At 60.6% G+C, this 22,590-nt stretch carries 25 protein-coding genes; 15 read left to right on the top strand and 10 right to left on the bottom strand.

The genetic code is table 11. From position 1 onward, the window contains the following. Positions 1–35 precede the first annotated feature (35 nt). The gene (locus ACVWSC_RS18045) at positions 36–359 is read left to right on the top strand and encodes a hypothetical protein (RefSeq protein ID WP_442108324.1); all 324 of its coding nucleotides are present in this window, start codon (positions 36–38) and stop codon (positions 357–359) included. Further along, positions 352–1,059: a DUF3313 domain-containing protein gene (locus tag ACVWSC_RS18040; RefSeq protein ID WP_442108322.1), complete on the top strand. Its 708-nt coding sequence runs from the start codon at positions 352–354 to the stop codon at positions 1,057–1,059. Before ACVWSC_RS18045 ends, ACVWSC_RS18040 begins: the two co-directional genes overlap by 8 nt. Here the strand turns inward: ACVWSC_RS18040 and ACVWSC_RS18035 are convergent. Both ACVWSC_RS18035 and ACVWSC_RS18030 read right to left on the bottom strand, forming a co-directional pair. Continuing rightward, positions 1,031–2,860, bottom strand: a complete 1,830-nt coding sequence (locus ACVWSC_RS18035) for an SLC13 family permease (RefSeq protein ID WP_442108320.1) — start codon at positions 2,858–2,860, stop codon at positions 1,031–1,033. The genes ACVWSC_RS18040 and ACVWSC_RS18035 overlap by 29 nt on opposite strands. 79 nt (positions 2,861–2,939) lie before the next feature. Then, a complete protein-coding gene (locus tag ACVWSC_RS18030; protein ID WP_442108318.1) occupies positions 2,940–3,593 on the bottom strand; it encodes an SOS response-associated peptidase in 654 nt (217 codons plus the stop codon). A gap of 170 nt (positions 3,594–3,763) precedes the next feature. Here ACVWSC_RS18030 and ACVWSC_RS18025 point away from each other — a divergent pair, with 170 nt between their 5' ends. Then, positions 3,764–4,111, top strand: a complete 348-nt coding sequence (locus ACVWSC_RS18025) for a hypothetical protein (RefSeq protein WP_442108316.1) — start codon at positions 3,764–3,766, stop codon at positions 4,109–4,111. 4 nt (positions 4,112–4,115) lie between these two features. Here the strand turns inward: ACVWSC_RS18025 and ACVWSC_RS18020 are convergent, their stop codons facing one another. After that, positions 4,116–4,814, bottom strand: coding sequence for a YoaK family protein (locus tag ACVWSC_RS18020; protein WP_442108314.1), 699 nt, complete (start codon positions 4,812–4,814; stop codon positions 4,116–4,118). A gap of 30 nt (positions 4,815–4,844) precedes the next feature. Further along, positions 4,845–5,927 carry a helix-turn-helix domain-containing protein gene (locus ACVWSC_RS18015; RefSeq protein WP_442108312.1) on the bottom strand — a complete coding sequence of 361 codons (1,083 nt, stop codon included), beginning with the start codon at positions 5,925–5,927 and terminating at the stop codon, positions 4,845–4,847. A gap of 178 nt (positions 5,928–6,105) precedes the next feature. Here ACVWSC_RS18015 and ACVWSC_RS18010 point away from each other — a divergent pair, with 178 nt between their 5' ends. From ACVWSC_RS18010 to ACVWSC_RS17990, 5 genes are all read left to right on the top strand, one after another. Beyond that, positions 6,106–6,297: a DUF2986 domain-containing protein gene (locus ACVWSC_RS18010; protein WP_442108310.1), complete on the top strand. Its 192-nt coding sequence runs from the start codon at positions 6,106–6,108 to the stop codon at positions 6,295–6,297. A gap of 264 nt (positions 6,298–6,561) precedes the next feature. Next, positions 6,562–7,788 (top strand): MFS transporter, encoded by a 1,227-nt coding sequence (locus ACVWSC_RS18005; RefSeq protein WP_442108308.1) that lies wholly within the window; start codon positions 6,562–6,564, stop codon positions 7,786–7,788. Between the two features lie 51 nt (positions 7,789–7,839). Further along, positions 7,840–8,190, top strand: coding sequence for a VOC family protein (locus ACVWSC_RS18000; RefSeq protein WP_442108306.1), 351 nt, complete (start codon positions 7,840–7,842; stop codon positions 8,188–8,190). Positions 8,191–8,458: 268 nt separating this feature from the next. Then, positions 8,459–9,544 carry a YkvI family membrane protein gene (locus tag ACVWSC_RS17995; RefSeq protein WP_442108304.1) on the top strand — a complete coding sequence of 362 codons (1,086 nt, stop codon included), beginning with the start codon at positions 8,459–8,461 and terminating at the stop codon, positions 9,542–9,544. A gap of 275 nt (positions 9,545–9,819) precedes the next feature. Beyond that, positions 9,820–10,326: a DUF3015 domain-containing protein gene (locus tag ACVWSC_RS17990; RefSeq protein WP_442108302.1), complete on the top strand. Its 507-nt coding sequence runs from the start codon at positions 9,820–9,822 to the stop codon at positions 10,324–10,326. 69 nt (positions 10,327–10,395) lie between these two features. On the opposite strand, the gene ACVWSC_RS17985 is transcribed toward ACVWSC_RS17990, so the two are convergent. The 3 genes from ACVWSC_RS17985 to ACVWSC_RS17975 all read right to left on the bottom strand — a co-directional run bounded on the left by ACVWSC_RS17985 (position 10,396) and on the right by ACVWSC_RS17975 (position 12,108). After that, positions 10,396–11,244, bottom strand: coding sequence for a mechanosensitive ion channel family protein (locus ACVWSC_RS17985; RefSeq protein WP_442108300.1), 849 nt, complete (start codon positions 11,242–11,244; stop codon positions 10,396–10,398). A 133-nt stretch (positions 11,245–11,377) separates the two neighbouring features. Beyond that, on the bottom strand, positions 11,378–11,851 hold the full coding sequence (locus ACVWSC_RS17980; protein ID WP_442108298.1) for a DUF2059 domain-containing protein: 474 nt from the start codon (positions 11,849–11,851) through the stop codon (positions 11,378–11,380). Positions 11,852–11,889: 38 nt separating this feature from the next. Then, a complete protein-coding gene (locus tag ACVWSC_RS17975) occupies positions 11,890–12,108 on the bottom strand; it encodes a hypothetical protein (RefSeq protein WP_442108296.1) in 219 nt (72 codons plus the stop codon). A gap of 165 nt (positions 12,109–12,273) precedes the next feature. On the opposite strand from ACVWSC_RS17975, the gene ACVWSC_RS17970 reads away from it, so the two are divergent. Continuing rightward, a complete protein-coding gene (locus ACVWSC_RS17970; RefSeq protein ID WP_442108294.1) occupies positions 12,274–12,753 on the top strand; it encodes an NUDIX hydrolase in 480 nt (159 codons plus the stop codon). Here ACVWSC_RS17970 and ACVWSC_RS17965 read toward each other — a convergent pair. Then, positions 12,750–14,489, bottom strand: a complete 1,740-nt coding sequence (locus ACVWSC_RS17965; RefSeq protein WP_442108292.1) for a dipeptidase — start codon at positions 14,487–14,489, stop codon at positions 12,750–12,752. The genes ACVWSC_RS17970 and ACVWSC_RS17965 overlap by 4 nt on opposite strands. A gap of 399 nt (positions 14,490–14,888) precedes the next feature. Between ACVWSC_RS17965 and ACVWSC_RS17960 the strand changes: the two genes are divergently transcribed. Further along, positions 14,889–15,242 carry a DUF1428 domain-containing protein gene (locus ACVWSC_RS17960; RefSeq protein WP_442108290.1) on the top strand — a complete coding sequence of 118 codons (354 nt, stop codon included), beginning with the start codon at positions 14,889–14,891 and terminating at the stop codon, positions 15,240–15,242. A gap of 65 nt (positions 15,243–15,307) precedes the next feature. Here ACVWSC_RS17960 and ACVWSC_RS17955 read toward each other — a convergent pair whose 3' ends face one another. Beyond that, complete coding sequence (locus ACVWSC_RS17955; RefSeq protein WP_442108288.1) at positions 15,308–16,933, bottom strand: methyl-accepting chemotaxis protein; 1,626 nt, start codon at positions 16,931–16,933, stop codon at positions 15,308–15,310. Positions 16,934–17,071: 138 nt separating this feature from the next. Further along, entirely contained in the window at positions 17,072–17,983 is a 912-nt protein-coding gene (locus tag ACVWSC_RS17950; RefSeq protein ID WP_442108286.1) for a cupin domain-containing protein, read from the bottom strand. A 105-nt stretch (positions 17,984–18,088) separates the two neighbouring features. On the opposite strand from ACVWSC_RS17950, the gene ACVWSC_RS17945 reads away from it, so the two are divergent. Genes ACVWSC_RS17945 through ACVWSC_RS17925 form a run of 5 tightly spaced genes read left to right on the top strand, consistent with a single transcriptional unit; the run spans position 18,089 to position 22,519 of the window. Further along, positions 18,089–18,646: a carboxymuconolactone decarboxylase family protein gene (locus tag ACVWSC_RS17945; RefSeq protein WP_442108284.1), complete on the top strand. Its 558-nt coding sequence runs from the start codon at positions 18,089–18,091 to the stop codon at positions 18,644–18,646. Between the two features lie 52 nt (positions 18,647–18,698). Continuing rightward, positions 18,699–19,760: an acyl-CoA dehydrogenase family protein gene (locus ACVWSC_RS17940; protein WP_442108282.1), complete on the top strand. Its 1,062-nt coding sequence runs from the start codon at positions 18,699–18,701 to the stop codon at positions 19,758–19,760. After that, positions 19,757–20,599: an ABC transporter ATP-binding protein gene (locus tag ACVWSC_RS17935; protein WP_442108280.1), complete on the top strand. Its 843-nt coding sequence runs from the start codon at positions 19,757–19,759 to the stop codon at positions 20,597–20,599. The genes ACVWSC_RS17940 and ACVWSC_RS17935 overlap by 4 nt, the downstream gene beginning before the upstream one ends. After that, positions 20,565–21,764, top strand: coding sequence for an ABC transporter substrate-binding protein (locus tag ACVWSC_RS17930; protein ID WP_442108278.1), 1,200 nt, complete (start codon positions 20,565–20,567; stop codon positions 21,762–21,764). The genes ACVWSC_RS17935 and ACVWSC_RS17930 overlap by 35 nt, the downstream gene beginning before the upstream one ends. Next, on the top strand, positions 21,764–22,519 hold the full coding sequence (locus ACVWSC_RS17925) for an ABC transporter permease (protein ID WP_442108276.1): 756 nt from the start codon (positions 21,764–21,766) through the stop codon (positions 22,517–22,519). The genes ACVWSC_RS17930 and ACVWSC_RS17925 overlap by 1 nt, the downstream gene beginning before the upstream one ends. The last annotated feature ends 71 nt before the right edge of the window (positions 22,520–22,590 follow it).

Here is a 22,590-nt window from a genome sequence, read left to right as displayed (position 1 = left end):
GATGCTGTCGGCACTCCAAACCAAGGGAATTTTCCATGCAGGCACAACCACCCATCGACGGCCTTGACTGCAGCCAAGCGCTGACCCTCGACCTGCGCACGCAGGATCTGTGGCGTAACGCACTGCTCAGTTATCAGGATTCGCGCTTGGGGCTTTGCAGCGAAGGCACGCACATGATCCTCAGCCATTACTTCGAGCGCTACAGCCCCAGCAGCAATCAATGGATGGAGTACAGCTATAAGGTACCGCTGAACGAACTGGTGAACTGGATCATGGCCAGTGGGCAACTGCAGGTGGAGCGCTCCGGTACCGCACCAAGACCCGCCAGCCAGCCGTCCGGGAGCGCTCAGCATGCGTAAGCAGATCTTCGCGCCAGCGCTGTGCCTGTCGCTGTTGATGGTCGGTTGTAGCCAGACCCGGGTGTCGCCCAAGGAGTATTCCGGCTTTTTGCGCGATTATGACCAGTTGAGCGAGCACAAGACCGCCTCGGGTGAGTCAGTGCTGCGCTGGATCAGCCCCAAGCTGCGTGTGGAGCGCTACACCCAAGTCTATATCGCGCCGAGCCAGTTCTACCCGCAACCGAAAGCCAGTGCGCAAATTCCCGACTCGACGCTGAAGGCGGTTACCGCCTACTACGATGTGGCGCTCAAGCGCGAATTGGGCAAGGTGCTGAATCTGGTCGAGCAACCTGGGCCCAATACCTTGATCGTGCGCCCGGCGATTACCTCGGTGGGTGCCCACACCCAGTCACTGCATTTCTATGAGTACCTGCCAGTGACCCTGGTGGCGGCCGGGGTCAGCAGTGCTGTCGGTATTCGCGACCTGGACAGCGTGATCGCCACCGAAGCAGCCTTCCTCGACGGCGGTACGCGTGCGGTGGTTGCCGAGGTGGTGCGCAAAGGCACCGGCCTGCCGCTGGAGAACGACGATCAGGTGATGACCGCCGACAATCTCAAGGGCGTGCTCGATGGTTGGGCACAGGACTGGCGCGAAGCGGCCATCAGCCTCAAGCAGCAAAACGCCGCCGCCTTCACAGGGCAAAAATCCACGGCACCATGAACACGCTGACGACCATCACCAGCACGGTGAAGGGCACGCCGACTTTGACGAAGTCGGCGAAGCGGTACTGACCGGGCCCCAGCACCAGGGTGTTGACCGGTGACGACACCGGCGTCATGAACGCCGCCGAAGCTGCCAGGGCGACAATCATCGCGAACGGGTAGGGCGATGCCCCCAAGTGTTCAGCGGTACTGACCGCTACCGGGGCCATCAGTACCGCGGTGGCGGTGTTGGAAATGAACAGCCCGATCAGCGCAGTAATGGTAAACAGGCAGGCGAGGATCATGTACGGCCCGGCCTCGCCGAGCAGTTGCACCAGCAGGTTCACGGCGATGGCGATCCCGCCGGTTTTCTGCAAGGCCAGGGCAAACGGCAGCATGCCGACAATCAGGATCAGGCTTTGCCAGTGGATCGCGCGGTAGGCGCTGTTCATGTCGATGCAGCGCCCGGCGCCCATCAACAGGCAGGCGATCAGCGCGGCGATGACGTTCGGCACCACGCCGCTGATCATCAGGCCAACCATGACTGCCAGGCTGATCAGCGCATAGGGCGCCTGGTTCAGGGCCGGGGCGACGTTATCGACTTCGGCCGGCAAGCTCAGTACCAGAAAGTCTCGCGGTTGGGCCTGCAACTGGCGCACAGATTTCCACGGGCCGATCACCAGCAAGGTGTCGCCGAGCTTGAGTTTTTCTTCCACCAGTTGCTCTTCAATCGCACTCTGGCCGCGTCGCAAACCGACCACGTTGAGGTCCCAGCGGGTGCGGAAATTCAGCTCCAGCACGCTTTTGCCGATCAGTTGCGAGCCGGGCACGATCGCCACTTCGGCCATGCCCACGGCGTGGGACTGATCGATAAAGTACGCGCCTTTGAAGTGCAGGGGTTCGAGCTTCATGCTTTGGCACAGGCTGCGCAAATCGTCACGCGGGGCGAACAGGTCGAGCAACAGCACATCACCTTCGTGCACGGTGGTGCTGGAGTCTGGACTGATCACCCGGGTGGTGAACTTGTGCTGGCGTTCGATACCCACCACGTTGGCGCCATGCACGGTGCGCAATTTCAGCTCGCTGAGGCTATGGCCGATCAAGGGCGAGTCTGGGCGTACGCGCAGACGCCGTTCGCGGCCCGCCAGTTTGTAGTCGATGATCAGGTCGAGCAGGGTGCGCCGGGTCTGCGGGGTGCCGTCTTTGCGCACTTCACCGCTGAGCCAGTGGCGGGTCAGGAGCATGTAGCCGATACCCAGTACCAGGATCACCAGGCCGAACGGGGTAAAGCTGAAAAAATTGAAGCCGCCTTCGCCATGCCGCACCAGTTCACTGTGCACCACCACGTTCGGCGGCGTGGCGACCAGGCTGAGCATGCCGCTGATCAAACCGGCAAAACTCAAGGGCATCATCAGGCGGCTGGGCGACACCTTCATGCGCGCGGCAATGCTCAACACCACCGGAATGAAGATCGCCACCACCCCGGTCGAGCTCATCACCGAGCCCAGCCCGGCCACGCAGACCATCAACAGCACCAGCAGGCGAACTTCACTGTTGCCTGCGCGATCGGCCATCCATTCGCCGATGCGATAGGCGATCCCGGTACGCACCAGGCCTTCACCGATCACAAACAGCGCGGCGATCAACACCACGTTGGGGTCGCTGAAACCGGCCAGCGCCTCCTGCACGGTAAGGATGCCGGTGAGCGGCAAGGCCACAATGACCAGCAGCGCCACCACATCCATGCGTGGCCGGTTGGCGATGAACAAGACTACGCTGGTAAACAGCAGGCCAAGCACCCAGAGCAATTCGTCGTTCATGCAATCTTCCTGATTCGTGAAGGGTGCAAGTCTGGCAGAAAATTAGGTGGGGAATGTTGATGTGAGACGGTTCAGGTCATCACGCAGTCGGCCTGAGCAGCTCGGCACCCTGGTTACGCACGTTACCGACGGCTTTGTCGACCCGGTACCAGTCGAAGGCTTCTGACGGTTCTCCCAGGTTCAGCAGCATCTGTTGCGCCTGCTCTTTGCTAGCGTCGGGGTTCAACCAGGCGCTGGCCCACTCGGGTGCCAGCACCACAGGCCTGCGGTCGTGAATATCCACCATGCCGCCCTCGCTGTCCGCGGTGATGATGACAAAGCCATCGTCCTCGGCGCCGCGCCATTGGCCAATGCCGGCACAAAAAACCGGCCGGCCATCGCGACGGTGGATGTAGTAGGGCTGCTTTTTCGCCTGGCCTTCATCAACCCACTCGAACCAGCCATCGACCGGTACGATCAGGCGTTGCCCCCAGATCGCGCGAAAGAAGGGTGAGTGTGCGACTTTCTCAAGCCGTGCATTGATCGGTGGCGCGCGGTCCTGGGCCCAGTGCGGGCGCCATCCCCAGCGTAGCCAGCGCGCCTGACCCGGGATGAAAACCGCCACTTGCGTGCTGGGCGCGACGTTGTAGTGCGCCAAGGGCTGGTCACCGACTTGATTGGCCAGGGCGTCGGGCATGCTCAGGGCGTCGACGAAGTCGTGAATGCCATGGTACTGGCTGAGTCTTCCACACATCCGGGTGTCCTGCATTGAAGGGGGGGGGACGCCATCGGTTAAGCAGAAACGCTGATCGGAGAACGCATCGGGCCGGATTGATAACTATAGTCGCGGTGTAACGTTAAGCGGCGCGGGTGTTGGCGGGCGGGCAATGATACAGTCGGCTTTTTTTTCGACGAGGGTGTGTCATGCGGGTAGTAATGGCGATGGTTGCTGCAGCGTTGTTGGCCGGTTGTGCCTCTTCGGCCATGGAAGCGGCACGCAGCCAGGCGCCCACCAAAAGTTTCACCTCGAGCAAACCGGCTGACCGGGTTGCCCAGTGCATTCAATTCGGCTGGCAGGACGAAGGCGTATTCGGCGTCGATGCCAGCGGCTACCTGGAGCCGAAGCAGGGCGGTTTTACCGTGTACACTCGTGAAGCCGAGTCGTTTGCCGATATCCAGTCGCAAGGTGCCAACACCGCGGTCAGCTACTACGCCAAGAAAGACGACAGTGTCGCCTTGCGCCGGATGGCCGCATTGGCCACCTGCCTGTAAGCGATTATCGGGGCATGTAGCCGAGCTGCCAGCGCCGGGGGATTTTCAACGAGATCAACCCGAGCGTGGCAGCCAGCGCGGCGCTGAACAGCAGCGCAGCCAGGTCGAAGGCGTGTTCCAGCAGCACGCCGGCCACGGCGCCGACGAACATGCCCGTCCAGGGAATCAACTGCACCCGCCAGCCTTGCCGACGCTCGCCCAGCAGCCTGCGCCCCAGGCCACGGCCAAAGCGTGACAGCGCGCCGGTTACATAGGTCAGGCCCACGGGCATCCCGTTCACTTCTTCGACCACCGCATTGATCATTCCCATGGCGAGGACCGCAGCGACCAAGGCGGGGACTTGCCAGTTGCCTGGCAACAGCCCTGCCAGCACCAGCAGCGCGGCGATGATCGATAACAGCGGCCAGGGCCTGCGCCCACTGAGGCGGGCAATGATCACGCCCAGGGCGTTGCCGACTACGAAGGCCAGCAATAGCGCGCCAATGCGCAGCGCCAGGCTCATTTCACCGCTGCCCAGCGACACCGCCAGGCGTGTGGTGTTGCCGCTCATGAACGAGACAAAATCGCCGGTGGCCATAAAGCCGATGGCATCGGTCATGCCGGCCAGCACCGACAAGGCGGCGACAAAATACAGGCCGACCTTACCGCGCAGTCTGGCGATGCGTAATGACCGCGCTGACGTGTATGGATAACCTGGCAGCATCCCTTGCGCTCCCAATCAAGCGGGTGAGGTTCAGACGCGTTGCGCCAGCCGTGCTTCAAGCCCGGCGATATGCGCTTGCAGGCGCTGATGTTCCAGACGCTTGGCGCCGATGTCTTCGAACACACTAATCAGGTGTTCCGGCTCGCCATCGTCGCGGCGCTGCAGTGAAGTACGGGCGCGCACCCAGATGTATTCGCCGCTTTTGTGCCGCACGCGCTTTTCTACTTCATAGCGCTCGGTTTCACCGGCCAGCATACGTTGCAGCAGTTGTAGATTAGCGTCCAGGTCGTCCGGGTGGGTGATCTGTTGGAAGGTCATGCTGTAGAGCTCTTCGGCGCGGTAGCCAAGTAACTCGCACAAGCTGTTGTTGACCCGCTGCCAGGTGCCATCGGGGGCGATGTAGGCGAGGGCGCCCCAGGCCAGTTCGAAGATTGCGCGAAAGCGCTCTTCACTGTTACGCAGCGCCTGTTCGGCGACCTGGCGCTCGGTGTTGTCCATGCTGATACCGACCATCTTCACCGAACGACCGGCGCTGTCGCGCACCACCGTGGCGCGGGAAGAAATCCAGCGCACTTCGCCATCGGGGCGGGTAATACGAAAATCGCATTCGCAGCCACTGCCGTCGGCCACCGCCTGGGCGTACATGGCCTGCATGCGCGTAACGTCCTCGGCGGGCAGGTGAGCCCAGAAGTCTTCGTTGCGGTGCACCGGCCAGCCGTACACTTGCTCGACGTTAGGCGAGTAGGTCACCTCGTCGCTGATCAGGTTCCATTCCCAGGTGACAATGCGCGCGCCTTCCTGGGCCAGTTTCATGCGTGTTTCGCTTTCCATGATCTCGGCGGTGTAGCGCCGCCGCAGATCAGTCATCGGCAGCTCTACGACCTGAGGCTGCTGAACGTTCTGCAAGGCTTCTTCGCCGTAGCGCAACCAGATCCAGTTGACCTTGAGAAAGTCTGCCAGCTTGCGCAGGTTGTCGTAGTCGATTTCACCGCCGCGGGTCCATTTGTGTACTGCGGTGCGCGAGATTCCCAGGGCCGTGCCCACGGCTTGCAAGGTCAACTTCTGATGCTCAAGCAACTCCTTGAGGCGAAAAGCGAAACTGTTTTCCATCATGGGCCGGGTGTCCTGATCGGGAGCCAAGAGCCTGGCAGTATACCTAAGCTGTAAACTTTTGGTTGACGGCATTTGCCGCAGATTTCCTGCAACGTTCTGTAGACATTCACGGTGTGAGCATCCACCCTGTCGACACGCTGAAGTCCGCTTTCAGCACTGACAGAACGTGTGAAATATTATGAATCGCCGCAAAAAAATTAAGCAGTTGTTAGAGGCTCACGCCAAAAAGGCCAATGCCAAATTGGCACCGAAAAACAAACCTAAATACATCAGTAAAGCGGACCGTTTGAAACAGGCAGCCCTGGCCAGTGACGACGTCGTGAGTAGTCCTGAAGGCGGAGCAGAGCCCGTTACATCGATGCCGAGCTGAATTTCGTACAGCCCCTGACGCCCTTCTTCATCTGAGGCCCGGTTACCGTTGAGCAGCAGCTCCATGGCAATCAGGGCCCGTGGCCACCCATCCCTCCGACCTTCGTCCTCGGCAATCCACAGAGCACCTCGCGTGAGGTCGGGCTGTGCGCGCATGGACTTACATACAGAGCGTATGATAAAAATACTTAAACATACGGAGTGTATGTAATTGCGCCTGTGTGCTGATTGCGCGGCGGGCCTGAATCGACAAGGAGTGTGCAGCATGTTCAATCCCTACCGTGCGTTGTTCCAGGCCCAGGGGGCCAAAGGTTTTGCCTTGGCCGGGTTGCTGGCCCGCTTGCCGTTGCCCATGACTGGTATCGGCATTATCACCATGCTTGCGCAACTGCGCGGCAGCTACGGCCTGGCGGGGGCGGTATCGGCGACCTTCGTGCTGACCTATGCATTGATGTCACCGCAGGTCTCGCGGCTGGTGGATCGCTTCGGCCAGCGCCGCGTGCTGCCCGGGTTTACGGCGCTGAGTGTGTTGGGCATTTTTGTCCTGTTGGCCTGCAGCCATTGGCAGGCCGCCGACGGGACGCTATTTGTCGGCGCAATGCTGGCAGGTTGTATGCCTAGCATGTCGGCGATGGTGCGCGCCCGCTGGAGTGCGATCTACCGTGGCACAGCACACTTGCAGACGGCGTATTCGCTGGAAACGGTGCTCGACGAAGTCACCTTCATCGCGGGGCCACCCATCGCCATCGGCTTGTGCGTAGCGGTAGCGCCGCAGGCTGGCCCGTTGGCCGCCGCTGTGTTGCTTGCGCTCGGTGTGGCTGCCTTGGTTGCACAAGTGGGGAGCGAGCCGCCGCTGCAACAGGACGCCGAGGCCGCACGTCGCGACGTATCGCTGTTGCGGGTTGCAGACATGCGCCTGCTGACCTTGCTGATGGTGGTCATGGGGCTCATCGTCGGCACCGTGGAAATCGTCAGCGTGGCCTTCGCCGAGCAAAGCGGGGCGCCGGCAGCAGCCAGTATTGTGCTGTCGTGTTACGCCATCGGCTCTTGCGTGGCGGGGTTGCTGTTCGGTGCGCTGAAGTGGCGTACACCACTGCCCACGTTGTTGTTGCTGGGTGGTTTTGCGACAGCTGTGACCACCTTGCCGCTGATGTTCGCAGGCAGCATCTTCGGTTTGTCAGCAACGGTGTTGGTGGCGGGTCTGTTCTTTGCGCCGACCATGATTGTGGCGATGTCACTGGTGGAGCGGGTGATTCCCGAGCACCGGCTGACCGAAGGGATGACATGGTTGCTGGCGGGTTTGAATGTCGGAGTTGCTGGTGGTGCTGCGGTGTCGGGCCAGGTGGTTGATGGGCTGGGCGGCAAGGCGGGTTTCAGTGTGGCGCTGGTTGCCGGCGTCGGTGTGCTGCTGGTGGCGTTGCGTGGCTATTACCGCTTGCGAGCACCTAGGTGCATCTCGGTGGGTGCGGGCTTGCCCCGCGATGTGATTTGACCGAAAGTCGGGAATCGCGGGGCAAGCCCGCTCCCACCGGAGGGGATCAACATGGCGATTACCGTGCTGCTGCGCTGTATCGATCTGGAAAGTACCCGTGTCTATTACCGCGACACGCTCGGGTTCACGGTGAGCGACTCAGAGGATTCAACGCTGACCGTGCAACTGGAGGACTGCCGCCTGGTGTTTACCCAGCAGGATCTGTGGGGCAGCGCTGTCGCCTGCTCTGGCACCTTCTATTGTGCAATTTCGCAGGTAGACCGCTACTTCGAAGCCATCAGAGACAAGGCGTCGATTGCCTGGCCATTGCAAGACATGCCCTACGGTTCAAGAGAGTTTGGTATTCGCGATTGCAATGGCTATTTCCTGGCATTTACCCAAGTTATTTGTAACCAAATGTAGAAAAGTTTGCGGTGGATTTTAGTAGTTTCGCGAAAGTTGTCGTGTGGATTTAATTTCTGCGGTATTTTCCGCCAAATTTTATTGCTTATACAGTCAAAACAACTGGCGCAGTCTTCCTATACTGCGCCTGGCGTCGAAATGCCTGCACGATTGCGCGAGCCAGGGGCTTGCGTGCAGCGATCTAGACGCTCGCGATGCGGAATGAAGAGGACAGGAGTGACCTCTTTTTTTCATGCAACTAATAAGTCTAAGAACGAGATGAAGTGTCATGAATAAACAATCTATCCAGATTGCGCTTGCTTACATGTCGGTAGTAATCGGTGGTGGCTTTGCCTCCGGACAGGAGGTGCTGCAGTTCTTCACCGGCTATGGGCTCATAGGCATTGTCGGCACTCTGGTGAGCGGTGTGTTGTTTGCCTTCCTTGGCATGCAGATCGCTCGGATGAGTTCGCAGATGCAGGCGAACTCACACAAGGAAGTCCTCTACCGGTTGTTCGGCGCGCGTGCCGGGTTGGTCGTTGACGTGGTGCTGTCGTTCTTCCTGTACGGTGTCGGCGTAGTGATGCTCGCTGGCAGCGGTTCGATCTTTTCCCAGGAGTACAACCTGCCACCGCTGTTCGGCGGTGTGCTGATGACTGTGCTGGTGATTGCCACCCTGTGCCTGAACGTTACGCGCATCATCAACCTGATCAGCGCGGTCATGCCGTTCCTGCTGGCCATGGTACTGATCATCACCACCTACTCGATCTTCAGCTACAACGCCCCGGTTGAAACCCTCGACGCAGTCGCTCGCGAGAACAACGAAACCGTTACCGACAACTGGTTCGTTGGCGCCTTGCTGTACGCCTCGTTCAACATCGCCGTAGGTTTCCCGATGCTGGCCGTCATTGGCGGCATGACCAAGCAGCCCAAGGCTGCAGGTGTCGGCGGTATTCTCGGTGGGCTGGGCCTGGGCGCGCTGATCCTGCTGCTGAACATCGGCCTGTTCGCCAACATCAACCAGCTGCAAGGCATCGAAATGCCGTCGCTGGCGCTGGCGGGGCGTCTGTCGCCACTGCTGACCGTGGTGATGTCGATCGCGCTGGTGTGCATGATCTATAGCACCGCAGTGGGTATGTTCTTTGCCTTCAGTGCACGCTTTGCCAAGCCGGATACCCGCCGCTTCAAACTGGTCAGCGCCGTGACGGTTTGCGTGGGTCTGGGCCTGAGCCTGGGTGGTTTCAGCAAGCTGGTCGGTACTGTCTATCCGCTGCTGGGCTACGTCGGTTTCGCCCTGATTCTGGCCATTGCCTTCAGTTGGCTGCGCGGCCGCTCCGCCGCCAAGCAACAAGCTGCACTGAACGCCGCCTCCTGAGGCTGACGCCAGCCCCACTCGTGTGTGCAGTGCGGTTTACATCTGCATCGATACCGACGTGGGGCTTGCGCTCACTGCCTGCCCCTCAACGCCCGCCCAGGTGTCACTGGCCGGCGCGCATCAAGCCACGAGCAATTCGATTTCTTTTGCGCAATAACTTTGAATTTGCTCCAAGGTTCGCCTAAACCCTCTAGCGAGGGCGCGTGTTGTTCAACCATTCGTTGCTCTAGCGTTCGCGTGTCCGTGGCGTAATTCTCGACCGAAGGAATACGAGCATGACAAACAAGCTGATCGGCAAGGCGGTTTTACTCGGGCTCCTCACTGCTGCCACATTTTCCGTGCAGGCAGCGCAGGCAGGGGGTAATGGATGTGGTTGGGGCAACATGCTGTTTGAAGGAAAAAGCGGCTTGGGCCCCCACCTGCTGGCGACAACCACCAACGGCACTTCTGGCAACGCCACCTTTGGCCTGACCTCTGGCACCAACGGTTGCGATTCAAAAGTGAAGCTTGGCTATGGTGGCCGTTCGATGCTGGCGATGAACAATATGCTGGAAGGTATTTCCGAGGACATGGCCAGAGGCAATGGTGAATCGTTGAGCGCCTATGCCACCTTGCTGGGCGTGCCCAGCGATGACCGTCAACACTTTGCCAGTGTCACGCATCAGCATTTCAATGAGATCTTTGCCCATCAGGATGTCACCGCAGAGCAGGTCTACAGCAATACCCTGACGGTGATGAGTCGCGACCCGCGTTTGGCGCGCTACGTGCAGCAACCCGGTTAACAACCTGGAACCTGTCGATCAAGCCCTCCACGGAGGGCTTTCTCGTTTGCCTGTGACACGGCTGGCAGCTTACTCGGCACGCTGCTGAACAATCACCGTTTGTGCCGGCATCGGTGCCGGGAAGCCCGCCTCGCCGAGGACATCCTTGATGGTGCGGTTGGTGTCGAAATAAACCTGCCAATAGTGCTCGTTATGGCAGAACGGACGCACTGCCAGCACTGGCCCGACCAGGTTGAATTCGAGAATTTCCACATCCACTGGCGGCTCGGCGAGCACGTTGGGCAGTGCTGCGATGTGTTGCTTGAGCAACGCTGCGGCCGCCTTCCAGTCTGCCGCGCCAGACAGCTGCGCCTGCAGCTCGACACGGCGGTAGGGGTTGTGGGTGAAGTTCTGGATGTTGTCGCTGAAGATCTTGTTGTTGCCGACTAAGGTCTGCACGTTGTCTGGGGTGTTGATGGTGGTGGCGAACAAGCCGATCTCGGTGACCGTCCCGATCACACCGCCCGCGCTGATGAAATCACCGACCTTGAACGGGCGCAGGACGATGATAAAGGCACCGGCCGCCAGGTTGGCCAGCAGCCCCGACCAGGCCATGCCGATCGCCAGACCGACGGCGGCGAGCAGCGCGGCGAAGGTGGTGGTTTGCATGCCGAGGTAACCGAGGATACCGATCACCAGCATGATGTTCAGTGTCACGGTGATGACTGAGCCGACATAACGCAGCACGGTCGGGTCGAGCTTCTGCTTGGTCAGCGCTCGTTGCACCATGCCGACGGCAAAGCCGATCAGCCAGCGCCCGATAATCCAGAAGGCGATGGCGGAGAGAATCTTGACCGCAAATGCCGCACCGTACGTTTGTACAAGCGCGACTGCCGCATTGAACTTGGTGGTGGTCATGCTAACGATGGATTCGTCCATGGCGGGGCCCGTAAGTGGAGGGTTGGCCACAAAACGCTAGCACAAGCTTGCCAAACGTGTAGGCGCGGGCTTGCCCCGCGATGCGATGTGTCTGAAAGCCCACCATCGCGGGGCAAGCCCGCTCCTACCGGAGTTAGCCTTGAAGGTCGTCCTTCAGATCATCCAGCGCATCGACGATGGCCTCATCGCTGTCAGCCATCGCCTCTTGCATGTCCTGCGCGATGGTGGTCTGCACCTTCATCACTTTTTCAGCCAACGAGCGGCCTTCCTTGGAGCCAAGAATAATGGCCATGGCCTGATCGGGATGCTTGTTGGCGCGAATCATCAGTTCCAGCTCATCGGCGTCAAAGTGATCGGCATAGACCTCAACCATCTGACTTTTGATTTCGTCCTGATCAACATTCTCGCGAATGACGTTGCGGATCTGCTCGCGGTCCAGCATCGGGTACTGGCGCGCGTAACCGGCGGAGGCGATTTCGACGATGGTGCCGTAGTGCTTGCCCAGGTCGCTGACCTCAATCAGTTCCTCTGCCTTGTCCTGACTGCCGCCACAGCCTGCCAGTGCCGCAGCAAACAGCGCAGCCAGCGTTGCTTTCTTCATGCTCATTGGTCTTTGTCCTTGATCTATGTATAGGTGCAGGTTGCTTAACGGCGGCTCAAATGCAGCGCGCCGATGACCACGAGCAAGACGATGACGCCAAGAAACGCGCCGAAAGCCGGGAACATTGCCGCTGGCCAGATCAGGCCTCGGCCCAGGTTGTAGGCGAAACTGGCGTAGGAGTAGGCGCCGAAAAGCCAGGAATACAGGGTGTAGATCAGGCCAATAACCAGATAGCCTGAAATCAACTTTCCTTTGAGCGTCATGCAGTCTTCCTTGTGGAGGTGCTAGCGTTAAAAACTCTCTGGAAACATACTATTACAATAATGTCATTTCAATATCATTGCGTCAGTTGTGCAGGCAGTGGCTGCCTGTTGGCCCGCGTATGATGGCAAGTCTTTCTGCCTTCATTGACCGATAAGGACATCCTCATGCGCCCAGACAAGGCCTGCGCAGTCGTACTGTTACCCGCACGGGTTCCCAGGATCCTGTTGTTCCGGCATCCGTTGGCCGGGGTGCAATTGGTCAAGGGCTCGATTGAGCGCAGCGAAACGCCCGCCCAGGCGGCGTTACGAGAACTCTGGGAAGAGTCGGGGATTAAAGCCGACAGGGTTATGGACGACTTGGGCTGCTGGGATGCTGAGCATCTTGGCCAGGTGTGGTCATTTCACCTGTGTCAGGTGAGCGGGCGCTTACCCGAGCAATGGGTGCATCAAACACTTGATGATCATGGCCATCGTTTCGAATTTTTCTGGGCTGAACTCGACCCTTTGCCTGACGCTGATTGCCATCCGGTGTTTGCTCGCGCACTGGCATATGTGCGCGCGACACTCAAAGCGCGTGGCCACTGGCCGACGACACCAGGCGCATGTAGCGAGCCCGCCTGCCTGGCGGGCTCGCATACACCTTAAAGCGCGGGCATCTGGCCGATACGCCCCATCATTTCGGTGACGATTTGCAGATCCAGCATGAACTGCTCAACCGTCTTGAACTCGTTGTCGTTATGGCCGGTGTATTTGACGTCAGGCATGGCCAGGCCAAATTGCACACCGTTGGGCAGGTCATGCACCGAGGTGGCGCCGGCCGAAGTACCGAACTTCTGCGCCATACCGAGGTTTTCGCTGGCCACCGCCAGCAGGGCCTTCACCCATTCACCTTCGGGGTTGCGGTACATCGGCTCGGCGATGGAGGTGTCGAAGGTTACGCTTACCCCGGACATTTTCTGCCAGGCGGCCAGCTTGTCACTGAGCTCGCGCTTGAGCACTTCCGGTGTCTTGCCGACCGGTACGCGCAGGTTGACGGCGAGTTTGAAGGCACTGTCGTCCATGCCGACAAAGGTCAGCGAGGTGGTCAGCGGCCCCATGAAGGCATCGGAGAAGCCAACCCCCAGCTTGCCGCCGAGGTAATCCAGGCCCCAGTTGTCGGCGGCGTAACGGGCCGCATCGGTGATTGCGTTGTGCTTGAGCGCAACCTTGCCGTCCAGGCTGTGGATGAAGTCGAGCATCCGTGCCACCGGGTTGACACCGGATTCGGGTTCGGAAGAGTGCGCAGAAACGCCAGTAACGGTCAGTTGCACCGCATTGCCGACGACTTTGGCGTTGACGGTGAAGTTGCCGCCCGCGCGTTTGGCGTACTCCGCGCCGGCCTGTTGCAGGCTGTCCGCCAGTGCTGCGGGCTTGTCGGTGACCAGCGTGGCGACCGATGTCGACGGAATCTGGTTGGTGGCCAGGCCACCGGTCATTGAGGTGATCTCAGCGCCTTGGCCCTCAGCGCTGCGCTGCGGGAAGCTTGCCATCAGGGTGCCGTAGCCTTTCTCGGCAATCACCACCGGGTAGCCGCCGTCCAGGGCCAGGTTGTAGTTGGGCGTTGGGTTGCGCTCGAAGTAGTAAGGAATGGCATCGCCGGTGGTTTCTTCAGTGGTGTCCACCAGCAGCTTGAAGGTGCGCGCCAGCGGTAGCTGCTCTTCCTTGATGATCTTCATCGCATACAGCGCGACGACGATGCCGTTCTTGTCGTCCTCGGTGCCGCGGCCATACATGCGGTCGCCGATCAGGGTGACTTTGAAGGGGTCGAGCCGGGTGCCGTCTTGCAGCACCCAATTCTCTGGCGTCACCGGCACCACATCGGCATGGGCATGGATACCTACGACTTCACTGCCTTTGCCTTCGAGGGAAATCTCGTAGACACGGTTGTCGATGTTGCGAAAGTGCAGGTTGAACGCCTGGGCCAGCCCCTTGATCTTTTCGGCGATCTTGATGAATTCGGGGTTCTCGTGCTGGGCAACACCGTCGACGCGCATCGTCGGAATGGCCACCAACTCGCGCAGGGTTTCGGTGGCGGCGCTGCCGTATTTCACCCGCGCGTAGAGGCCGAGCAAGCGGTGGATTTCGTTTTGCTGCTCAGCCGACAGGGGCTTGTTATCGAGGAAAGCAGTAATGCTCGCGCCGAGGTTATCAGCCTTGGCCAGGTCGCTTTTGGCCAGGCTGCCCAGAAATTGCCTGAAGTCCTTTACCGACGCGTCGCCAAAGGTTTTCAGGATCGCCGTGCTCTGCTGAGGGGTGATGTTGGCCTGGGCCTGGGAGGTGAACGCGCCAAGGCTGGCCAGCATCAAGGTGGTAGCGGCCAGGTGTTTGAGTGAGAAGGGCATTGTTGGATGCATTCCTTTGCGGGTTGTAGGTAAAAGGTGTCTGTCGAATGCGACAGAGCGGGCCTCAAGCTAACACCAGAATTCATCGGCAGAGGAGCCCCAAATGTGTGATCTGTCGCACAGCACTGCAAAAGCGGCGCAGAAACGAAAGTGCCCCTGCATCCGGCCCTACCGGTGGGAGCAACTGTCTTGATCATCCGGTGTGGGAGCGGGCTTGCCCCGCGATTTGCTGTATCGCACCAGATCGCGGGGCAAGTCGGGTCGCCGCACCGCCGCTCCCACCGCGACAAGGCCGACCGTTTGTCGGTCATTGCGTGCTGGTGTCGAATCAGGGGGTAGCGAATCGACTACTGCACAGATCGACCTGATCGCTTCAATCCCTGTACAGGAGTCAACGTCATGTCTTATGTCGATGGTTTTGTGCTTGCAGTGCCTACCGCCAACCGTGAGAAGTTCAAGCAACATGCTGAAGAGGCGGCGGTGGTGTTCAAGGAGTGTGGTGCCCAGCGCGTTATCGAGTGCTGGGGCGATGATGTGCCCGAGGGCAAGGTGACCTCGTTTCCCATGGCGGTGAAGTGCAAGGCGGACGAAACGGTGGTGTTTTCCTGGATTCTCTGGCCATCGCGTGAGGTGCGCGATGCCGGGATGAAGAAGATGATGGAAGACCCGCGCTTGCAGCCTGACAAGAACCCGATGCCGTTTGATGGGCAGCGTTTGATTTTTGGTGGGTTCAATATTTTGGTGGATGTTTAGGTGAAACGCATCGCGGGGCAAGCCCGCTCCTACAGCCGGTAGGAGCGGGCTTGCCCCGCGATCACTCACACCTTGAAGCGCGACACTAACGCCGTCAGTTCTTCAGCCAATGCCGACAACCCCTGGCTGGCCGTGCGCGTTTGCTGCGCACCCGCCGCCGAGCGTGTCGACAGCTCGCGGATGTTCAGCAAGTTACGGTCTACCTCGCGGGCCACCTGGGCCTGTTCTTCGGCAGCGCTGGCGATCACCAGGTTGCGTTCGTTGATCTGGCTGATCGCGCTGTAGATGCCTTCCAGTACCTGGCCCGAAGCCTGGGTGATGCCCAGGGTCGATTGCGCACGCTGGGTGCTGGCCTGCATGGAGGCAACTGCGGCTTCAGTGCCGTGCTGCACACCGGCGATCATTTGCTCGATCTCCTGGGTCGACTGCTGGGTGCGGTAGGCGAGGGTGCGGACTTCATCGGCGACCACGGCAAAACCCCGACCCGCCTCGCCGGCCCGCGCTGCTTCGATCGCCGCATTGAGCGCAAGCAGGTTGGTTTGCTCCGACACCGAACGGATCACGTCCAACACTTGCCCAATGTCGCGGATCTGTCCGGCCAGTTGTTGCAAGCGCTCGCTGCTGGTGTGCACTTCGCTGGCCATCGCGCGGGTGCCTTCGAGGTTGTCACTGACCTGCTGGCGGCTTTGTTCGGCCAGTTGGTTGGAGTCGTTGGCCGCTTGCGAGGTGGTAACGGCATTGCGCGCAACTTCCTCTACGGCGGTGGTCATTTCGGTCACGGCGGTGGCGGCCTGTTCCAGCTCCTGGTCTTGCTGGCGCAAGCTGTTGGCACTTTGTTCGGTCACTCCATGCAGCACCTGGGCGGCCTGGGCCACTTGTGCGGCGTAGGCGGTGAACTGGGCCAGGGTGGCTCGCTGGCTTTTTTGCATATGCGCCAGGTCGGCGAACAACTGACCGATTTCGTCACGGCTTTTCACCTGCACGGTCACGCTCAGATCATCCTGGGCAAAGCGCTTGAAGTGCTGGCTGGCGTCAACTAATGGGCTCAGCACTCGACGAACGATAAAGCGCCAGCACAGCACGGCAAGCACCAGGGTGAACACGCCTAGCGCCAGGCTCAAGCGGGTGGCGGCGCTCAGGCGCTGGTCGGACGCGTGCATGATTTGTACGCTGCGTTCGTTCAATGCTGCCACCAATTGCTGGCGCAGGGTCTGCATCCGCGCCATGGCGTTGCCCGCGTTGGTGGTGGCGGCAAAATAGCTTTGCAGGTCATTGCGCCCGCTTGCTTCGCGTTGCCCGGCCACGGCTGTGGCGTACTGGGCGAAGGTGCTGTGCAGCTCTGCGGCCAGGGCTTTGAGGGCCGGCTCTTGGGTATTGTTGAGCAACTCGTCGAACAGCACACGGCTGTTGTCGATCAGTTGTGCAGACAGCGCTATGCGCTTGTTGGCACTGTCTTGAAAGCCGCCGCTCTGTTCAATGAAGCCTGAAGAGACGTTGGCACTGGCGCGGATCGACATCAACAAGGCGTTGTTCAATCGGTCTGACTGGCGCGCAGTGAAGTCCAGTTCAGTGATTTGCTGATTAATGCCCACCGCTGCGCGCCAGGCGCTGACGGTGGAGAACAGCAGGGTCAGGCTGAACAACAACAGCACCCAGAACATCCCGGTGCGAATCTTCAGGTCGGCGAACATGCGGGCAACACTCCTTTTAATTGTTATAGGCACCATGCGCGGGCAAAAAATCGCAGCGCGTGGTGGGCTATCGGAGTGTGCACAGACGGACTTGAGCGGCGAAAATCGCTTGTGTTCGATTACCGAACGTTGTTTGCCTCAGCGCCCCTCGTGCTGGCGCCGGTAGGCCCCCGGCTGCACCCCTACGGCTTTGCTGAAGGCACGGGTAAACGCCGCCACCGACTGATAGCCGACAGCGGCGCCCACCTGTTCGACGGTGTTGTGGGCTTTGAGCAACTGGCAGGCATGGCGCATACGCAGCGCCAGCAATACTTGCCCGGGCGACTGCCCAGCCAGTTCGCTGAAGCGTTTGAAGAACGCCGAGCGCGACAGTCCGGTACAGGCCGCCATGCTTTCCAGTGGCCAGGGCTGCTCGGGGTGTTCGATCAACTGCTCGACCAATGTGGCGAATTGCGGGTGGCGTGCCAGGCACACCAGGCCGGTCATGGGCAGGTCGGCCTGTACTTGCTGGCGCAGCACGTACAGAAACAGCAGATGGCTCAGGCGCTCAAGCAAGGCCGAGGAGGGCGCGGGCAGGCGCTGACATTCGGCAAGGATCAGTTCGAACAGCGCGGTCGCCGCACTCAACGCCGGGTCGCCGGCGCGCAGGATCAACCAGTCAGGCAAGCCTTCGATGATCAGCGACGAGAGCCCCGGCTGAAAATGAAAGAAGCCACAGACCAGACCAACGCCGTCCTGCGCTTCGCTGTCCAGCGGCAGCATGGCCATGCGCGGTTGCTGCTGGGCCAGTTCGCCATCGGCGGTACCCGATAACCGGTACTCCAGATCGCGCAGCAGGAACACCGCATCTCCTGCCTCCAGGACAATGGCCTGGGACTGACCAGCGATGTGCAGCCAGCAATGGCCCTGCACCACCAAGTGAAAACTGGCCCGCGCCAGGCCCTGGGTGCTGGCATGCCAGCCACCGCAGTAACGCCCGACATGGAACAGACTGGCGTCCAGTTCAAGGCTTTCTAATAACCAATCGACAAGGGGGCTGGAGGAAATCATCTAAGGGAAAGACTCAGGAGCAAGTAATAACGACTCTAGAATATGGAAGGTATTTCTTATAACCAACAGACTTGTGTGACACCCTAGTATGCAGGAGTCCACTCCATGTCGCGCGTTACCCTACACACACTGCAAAGCGCTCCCGAAGCTGCCCGTCCTTTCCTGGAAAACGCGCAGAAAAACTCGGGCTTCATTCCCAACCTGCTCGGCGTGCTGGCCAATGCCCCGGCGGCGCTGGAAACCTACGTCACCGTGTCGGCGCTCAACGGCAAGGCCGAGCTGAACCTGGCTGAGCGTGAGGTGGTGCAACTGGTGGCCGCCACCAATCATGGCTGCGACTTCTGCGTGGCCGGCCATACCGCCGTGGCTTTGAACAAGGCCAAGCTGCCACAAGAAGTTGTTGATGCCCTGCGTGCCCGCGCGCATTTGCCGCAGGACAAACTCGAAGCCCTGGCCGCCTTCACCCGCGAAGTGATCGCCACCCGTGGCAACGTCAGCGAGGCCGGGTACGGCGCCTTCCGCGAAGCCGGTTACAGCGAAGGCCACGCGCTGGAGGTGATCCTCGGTGTGAGCCTGGCCACCTTGTGCAACTTTGCTAATGTGTTTGCCCAGACGCCGCTCAATGACGAGCTGAGCAAGTACCGCTGGCAGCCTTCGGCCTAATGATCCCTTGGCGCCAGCGCAGGCTGGCGCTTTTTTTAAAGGAGTAAACGACATGCTCGATCGCGCATTGGTCACGTGGCTGGACAGCGAGGCCGAAGCCCTCGATCTGGGCCACTGCGACCCGCAGGCGGTATTGGGGCAGTTGGCGGCGGCGCAAGTGCTGCGCGTTGGCATCGACGAAGCACTGGGCGGCAGCGGCGGTACGGTTGCTGACGCGGTGGAAACGGTTGCCAACGTGGCCAGCCATTCTCTGGCCGCTGCCTTTGTGTTCTGGGGTCAGCGTGCTTTTATCGAATACCTGCTGCACAGCCCTAACGCTGCCCTGCGCGAGCGTTTGCTGGGCAAACTGCTCAGCGGTGAACTGGCCGGTGCTACTGGCCTGTCCAACGCCATGAAGTACCTTTCGGGGATTGAATCGTTGCAGGTCCGCGGCCTCGCAGACGCGCAGGGTTGGACGCTTGAAGGCCGCTTGCACTGGGTCACCAACCTGCGCAAGGGCGGTTTCGTGGTGGCGGCAGCCATCGAGGAAGAGGGCGCTTCGCCGTTTGTCCTGGCCATTCCGGACGATGCCAGCGGGCTCACCCGCTCGGACGATCTGCAACTGATGGGCCTGCAATCGAGCAACACCGCAGCCTTGAACTTCCAGCAGGTGGCGATCAGTCGTGACTGGTTGTTGCACGAGAATGCCAAGCAGTTCCTGCCAGCGGTTCGTCCGTCGTTCCTGGGCTTGCAATGTGGCATGGCCATCGGCCTGGCACGGCGTTCGTTGCAAGAGGTCGAAGGACATCTGCAAGGTATGCGCTCGTTCCTCGGCGAGGCGCTGAGCGTGTTGCGCGAGCGTCTGGAAAACACCGTCGGCGAATTGAAAAAGGGCCTGCTGGATGGCCGCTTTCTGAGCCAGCCTGCCGCGTTGTTCAAACTGCGCATAACCTTGGCTGAAACGGCTGCCGAAGCGGTGCAACTGGAGCTGCAGGCCAGTGGTGGCAAAGCCTACCTCAATGCCTATGGTGCAGGCTTCGCCCGGCGCTGGCGTGAGTCGGCGTTCGTGCCGATTGTGACCCCAAGCCTGGTGCAGTTGCGCGCCGAGCTGCAGCGTCAGGCATCGGCGGTATGAGCGAGGTGTTACTCGAAGCCCGTGGCATCAGCCTTGGCTACCCGCGTGAGCAAGGCTGGCACAGTGTGCTGGAAGATTTCGACCTGCAACTGGCACCCGGGGAGGTCATCACGATTCTCGGCCCCAGTGGTGTCGGCAAATCGAGCCTGCTGCGCGTGCTGGCCGGCCTGCAACAGGCGCGCAGCGGTGGGGTGAGTTTGCTCGGCGAGCCGCTGCAGGGGCCACATCCGCGTCTGGCCGTGGCGTTTCAGGACCCCAGCCTGTTGCCTTGGCTAAGCCTGGAAAGCAACGTTGCTTTCGGCCTGGATTTCGCCCGCCAACCCAAGCTGGCCGCCAGCGAGCGCCGCGCGCGGATCGATCATGCGATTGCCGCCGTCGGCTTGCAGCACGCTCGCGAGCAATACCCGGCGCAGCTGTCCGGAGGCATGGCCCAGCGTACTGCGTTGGCCCGCTGCCTGGCGCGTCAGCCACAGGTGTTGCTGCTCGACGAACCCTTTGGCGCGCTGGACGAAGTCACCCGCGCCGACATGCAACAGCTGTTGCTGCAACTGATCGCCCAGCACAACACCGCGGCGATTCTGATTACCCACGATATCGACGAAGCGCTGCTGTTGTCTGATCGCGTGCTGCTACTGGGCAACCACCCGGCGCGCACCCTCGGCCAATGGCAGATTGACCTGCCGCACCCTCGTGAACAGCGGGTCGAAGAACTGGGCGCCTTGCGTATCGACATCCTCAAAACCCTTCGGCGGGCCAGCCGCACTCCTGAACCTACGCCTGAACCTTTACCGCCGGAGACTGCCCATGTGCCTGGACGACTTCACTCACACACGTCGTGACTTCATCAAACTCAGCACCTTGCTGACCGCCGCTGGCGCCATGCCGCTGCTGAGCAGTCTGCAGGCGCGTGCTGCCAGCGATCCGGACGCTCCGGTGCGCATTGGCTACCTGCCCATCACCGATGCCACCCCTTTGCTGGTTGCGCACAACAATGGCCTGTTCGAGGCCGAAGGTATCAAGGCTGAACGGCCAGTGCTGTTGCGCAGTTGGGCGCAGGTGATCGAGGCGTTCATCTCTGGTCAGGTCAACGTGATTCACCTGCTCTCGCCAATGACCGTCTGGGCCCGCTATGGCAGTAAGGTGCCGGCCAAAGTGGTGGCCTGGAACCATGTCGGCGGCTCGGGCCTGACCGTGGCGCCGGGTATCACCGAGGTCAAGCAACTGGGCGGGCAGAGCGTGGCGATCCCGTTCTGGTACTCGATTCATAACGTGGTGGTGCAGCAGCTGTTCCGCGACCATGGCCTGACCCCAGTGTCGAAGCCGACCAGCGCACCATTGACGGACAATGAGGTCAACCTGGTGGTACTGCCGCCCTCGGACATGCCGCCAGCCCTGGCCAGCAAGCGCATTGCCGGTTACATCGTCGCCGAGCCGTTCAACGCCCTGGCCGAAGACCTCAAGGTGGGGCGCGTGCAGCGCTTTACCGGTGATGTCTGGCGCAACCATGCCTGCTGTGTGGTGTTCATGCACGAGCACGATTTGAACAACCGTCCGGAGTGGTCGCAGAAGGTCGTCAATGCCATCGTCAAAGCCCAGCTGTGGACGCGCGAGCACCGCGCCGAAGCAGCCGCGTTGCTGTCCAAGGCCGGGCCCAACCGCTATACCCCGCATACGCCGCAGGTACTGAGTCAGGTGCTGGCGCCGGCTGCCGATGCACGTGCGGCCTACATCGCCAGCGGTGCCATCCAGCACGCGCAGTGGGACGAGAAGCGCATCGACTTTCAGCCCTATCCGTTCCCCAGCTACACCGAGGAATTGGTGCGGCGTTTACAAAACACCTTGATTGAAGGTGAACAGGGTTTTCTCGCCAGCCTTGATCCGCAGCACACCGCCCGCGACCTGGTGGACGACCGTTTCGTGCGCAACAGCATTGCCGCGGTCGGTGGCCTCAAGGCCTTTGGCCTGCCAGAGCGCTTTGAGCGCAATGAGGAGTTTGCGATCTGATGGGTAAGCATGTTCTACATGGCGCGCTGGGTATTGGCGGGCTGCTTGGATTGTTGTTGCTGTGGTGGTTGGGTGTGCACCTGTTTGGCGAGGTTGATGGCTTGTCGGCGCGTTTTTCGCCGCAAGCCACCCTGGAAAGCCTGGTCGAGCTGTTGGGTCAGGGGGAGGTGTATGAGCATGTGTGGGTCAGCCTCAAGCGCATCCTGATCGGCTTGTTGCTGGCGTTGTTGATCGGTGTGCCATTGGGTTTGCTGGTCGGCAGCTACCGCCACCTGGAGTCGGCGACCACGCCAGCGTTCCAATTCTTGCGCATGATCTCGCCGCTGTCGTGGATGCCGGTGGTGGTGATGTTGATGGGCGTGGGCGACCAGCCGATCTACTTCCTCCTGGCCTTTGCCGCGTTGTGGCCGATTCTGCTCAACACCGCAGCCGGTGTGCGCCAGCTCGACCCACGCTGGCTGCAGTTGAGCCGCAGCCTCAGTGCAACCCGTTGGGAGACGCTGTGCAAGGTGATCATCCCGGGGGTGATCGGCCACGTGCTGACCGGTGTACGCCTGGCGATTGGCATCCTGTGGATCGTACTGGTGCCGTGCGAGATGCTCGGGGTCAGTGCCGGGTTGGGCTATTTCATTCTCGATACCCGTGACCGCCTGGCTTATTCGGAGTTGATGGCCATGGTGCTGTTGATCGGGGTACTGGGCTACATCCTCGACGCCATGGCGCGTGGTCTGCATCGGCGCTGGGTGCATGCCTGAGCGGTGATCGCGGGGCTTGCCCCCGCGGTTGGCGGCATTCTGTGATTTCAAATGGCTTCGTTAATTGTTAT

It is taken from the genome of Pseudomonas sp. NUPR-002, from assembly GCF_056322725.1.
Note: the sequence above shows the minus strand (reverse complement) of the source record. Positions and strands in the feature narration are given on the sequence as shown.

Bases quoted from the DNA above. Each gene is read 5' to 3' on its own strand.
- ACVWSC_RS18045 (WP_442108324.1), top strand. From the start codon at position 36: ATGCAGGCACAACCACCCATCGACGGCCTTGACTGCAGCCAAGCGCTG.
- ACVWSC_RS17950 (WP_442108286.1), bottom strand. From the start codon at position 17,983: ATGATTTCCTCCAGCCCCCTTGTCGATTGGTTATTAGAAAGCCTTGAA.
- ACVWSC_RS18020 (WP_442108314.1), bottom strand. From the start codon at position 4,814: ATGCTGCCAGGTTATCCATACACGTCAGCGCGGTCATTACGCATCGCC.
- ACVWSC_RS18040 (WP_442108322.1), top strand. From the start codon at position 352: ATGCGTAAGCAGATCTTCGCGCCAGCGCTGTGCCTGTCGCTGTTGATG.
- ACVWSC_RS18000 (WP_442108306.1), top strand. From the start codon at position 7,840: ATGGCGATTACCGTGCTGCTGCGCTGTATCGATCTGGAAAGTACCCGT.
- ACVWSC_RS17965 (WP_442108292.1), bottom strand. From the start codon at position 14,489: ATGCCCTTCTCACTCAAACACCTGGCCGCTACCACCTTGATGCTGGCC.
- ACVWSC_RS17970 (WP_442108294.1), top strand. From the start codon at position 12,274: ATGCGCCCAGACAAGGCCTGCGCAGTCGTACTGTTACCCGCACGGGTT.
- ACVWSC_RS17995 (WP_442108304.1), top strand. From the start codon at position 8,459: ATGAATAAACAATCTATCCAGATTGCGCTTGCTTACATGTCGGTAGTA.
- ACVWSC_RS17980 (WP_442108298.1), bottom strand. From the start codon at position 11,851: ATGAGCATGAAGAAAGCAACGCTGGCTGCGCTGTTTGCTGCGGCACTG.
- ACVWSC_RS17935 (WP_442108280.1), top strand. From the start codon at position 19,757: ATGAGCGAGGTGTTACTCGAAGCCCGTGGCATCAGCCTTGGCTACCCG.
- ACVWSC_RS17975 (WP_442108296.1), bottom strand. From the start codon at position 12,108: ATGACGCTCAAAGGAAAGTTGATTTCAGGCTATCTGGTTATTGGCCTG.
- ACVWSC_RS17925 (WP_442108276.1), top strand. From the start codon at position 21,764: ATGGGTAAGCATGTTCTACATGGCGCGCTGGGTATTGGCGGGCTGCTT.
- ACVWSC_RS17955 (WP_442108288.1), bottom strand. From the start codon at position 16,933: ATGTTCGCCGACCTGAAGATTCGCACCGGGATGTTCTGGGTGCTGTTG.
- ACVWSC_RS17945 (WP_442108284.1), top strand. From the start codon at position 18,089: ATGTCGCGCGTTACCCTACACACACTGCAAAGCGCTCCCGAAGCTGCC.
- ACVWSC_RS18015 (WP_442108312.1), bottom strand. From the start codon at position 5,927: ATGATGGAAAACAGTTTCGCTTTTCGCCTCAAGGAGTTGCTTGAGCAT.
- ACVWSC_RS17930 (WP_442108278.1), top strand. From the start codon at position 20,565: ATGTGCCTGGACGACTTCACTCACACACGTCGTGACTTCATCAAACTC.
- ACVWSC_RS17960 (WP_442108290.1), top strand. From the start codon at position 14,889: ATGTCTTATGTCGATGGTTTTGTGCTTGCAGTGCCTACCGCCAACCGT.
- ACVWSC_RS18025 (WP_442108316.1), top strand. From the start codon at position 3,764: ATGCGGGTAGTAATGGCGATGGTTGCTGCAGCGTTGTTGGCCGGTTGT.
- ACVWSC_RS18005 (WP_442108308.1), top strand. From the start codon at position 6,562: ATGTTCAATCCCTACCGTGCGTTGTTCCAGGCCCAGGGGGCCAAAGGT.
- ACVWSC_RS17990 (WP_442108302.1), top strand. From the start codon at position 9,820: ATGACAAACAAGCTGATCGGCAAGGCGGTTTTACTCGGGCTCCTCACT.
- ACVWSC_RS17985 (WP_442108300.1), bottom strand. From the start codon at position 11,244: ATGGACGAATCCATCGTTAGCATGACCACCACCAAGTTCAATGCGGCA.
- ACVWSC_RS17940 (WP_442108282.1), top strand. From the start codon at position 18,699: ATGCTCGATCGCGCATTGGTCACGTGGCTGGACAGCGAGGCCGAAGCC.
- ACVWSC_RS18010 (WP_442108310.1), top strand. From the start codon at position 6,106: ATGAATCGCCGCAAAAAAATTAAGCAGTTGTTAGAGGCTCACGCCAAA.
- ACVWSC_RS18030 (WP_442108318.1), bottom strand. From the start codon at position 3,593: ATGTGTGGAAGACTCAGCCAGTACCATGGCATTCACGACTTCGTCGAC.
- ACVWSC_RS18035 (WP_442108320.1), bottom strand. From the start codon at position 2,860: ATGAACGACGAATTGCTCTGGGTGCTTGGCCTGCTGTTTACCAGCGTA.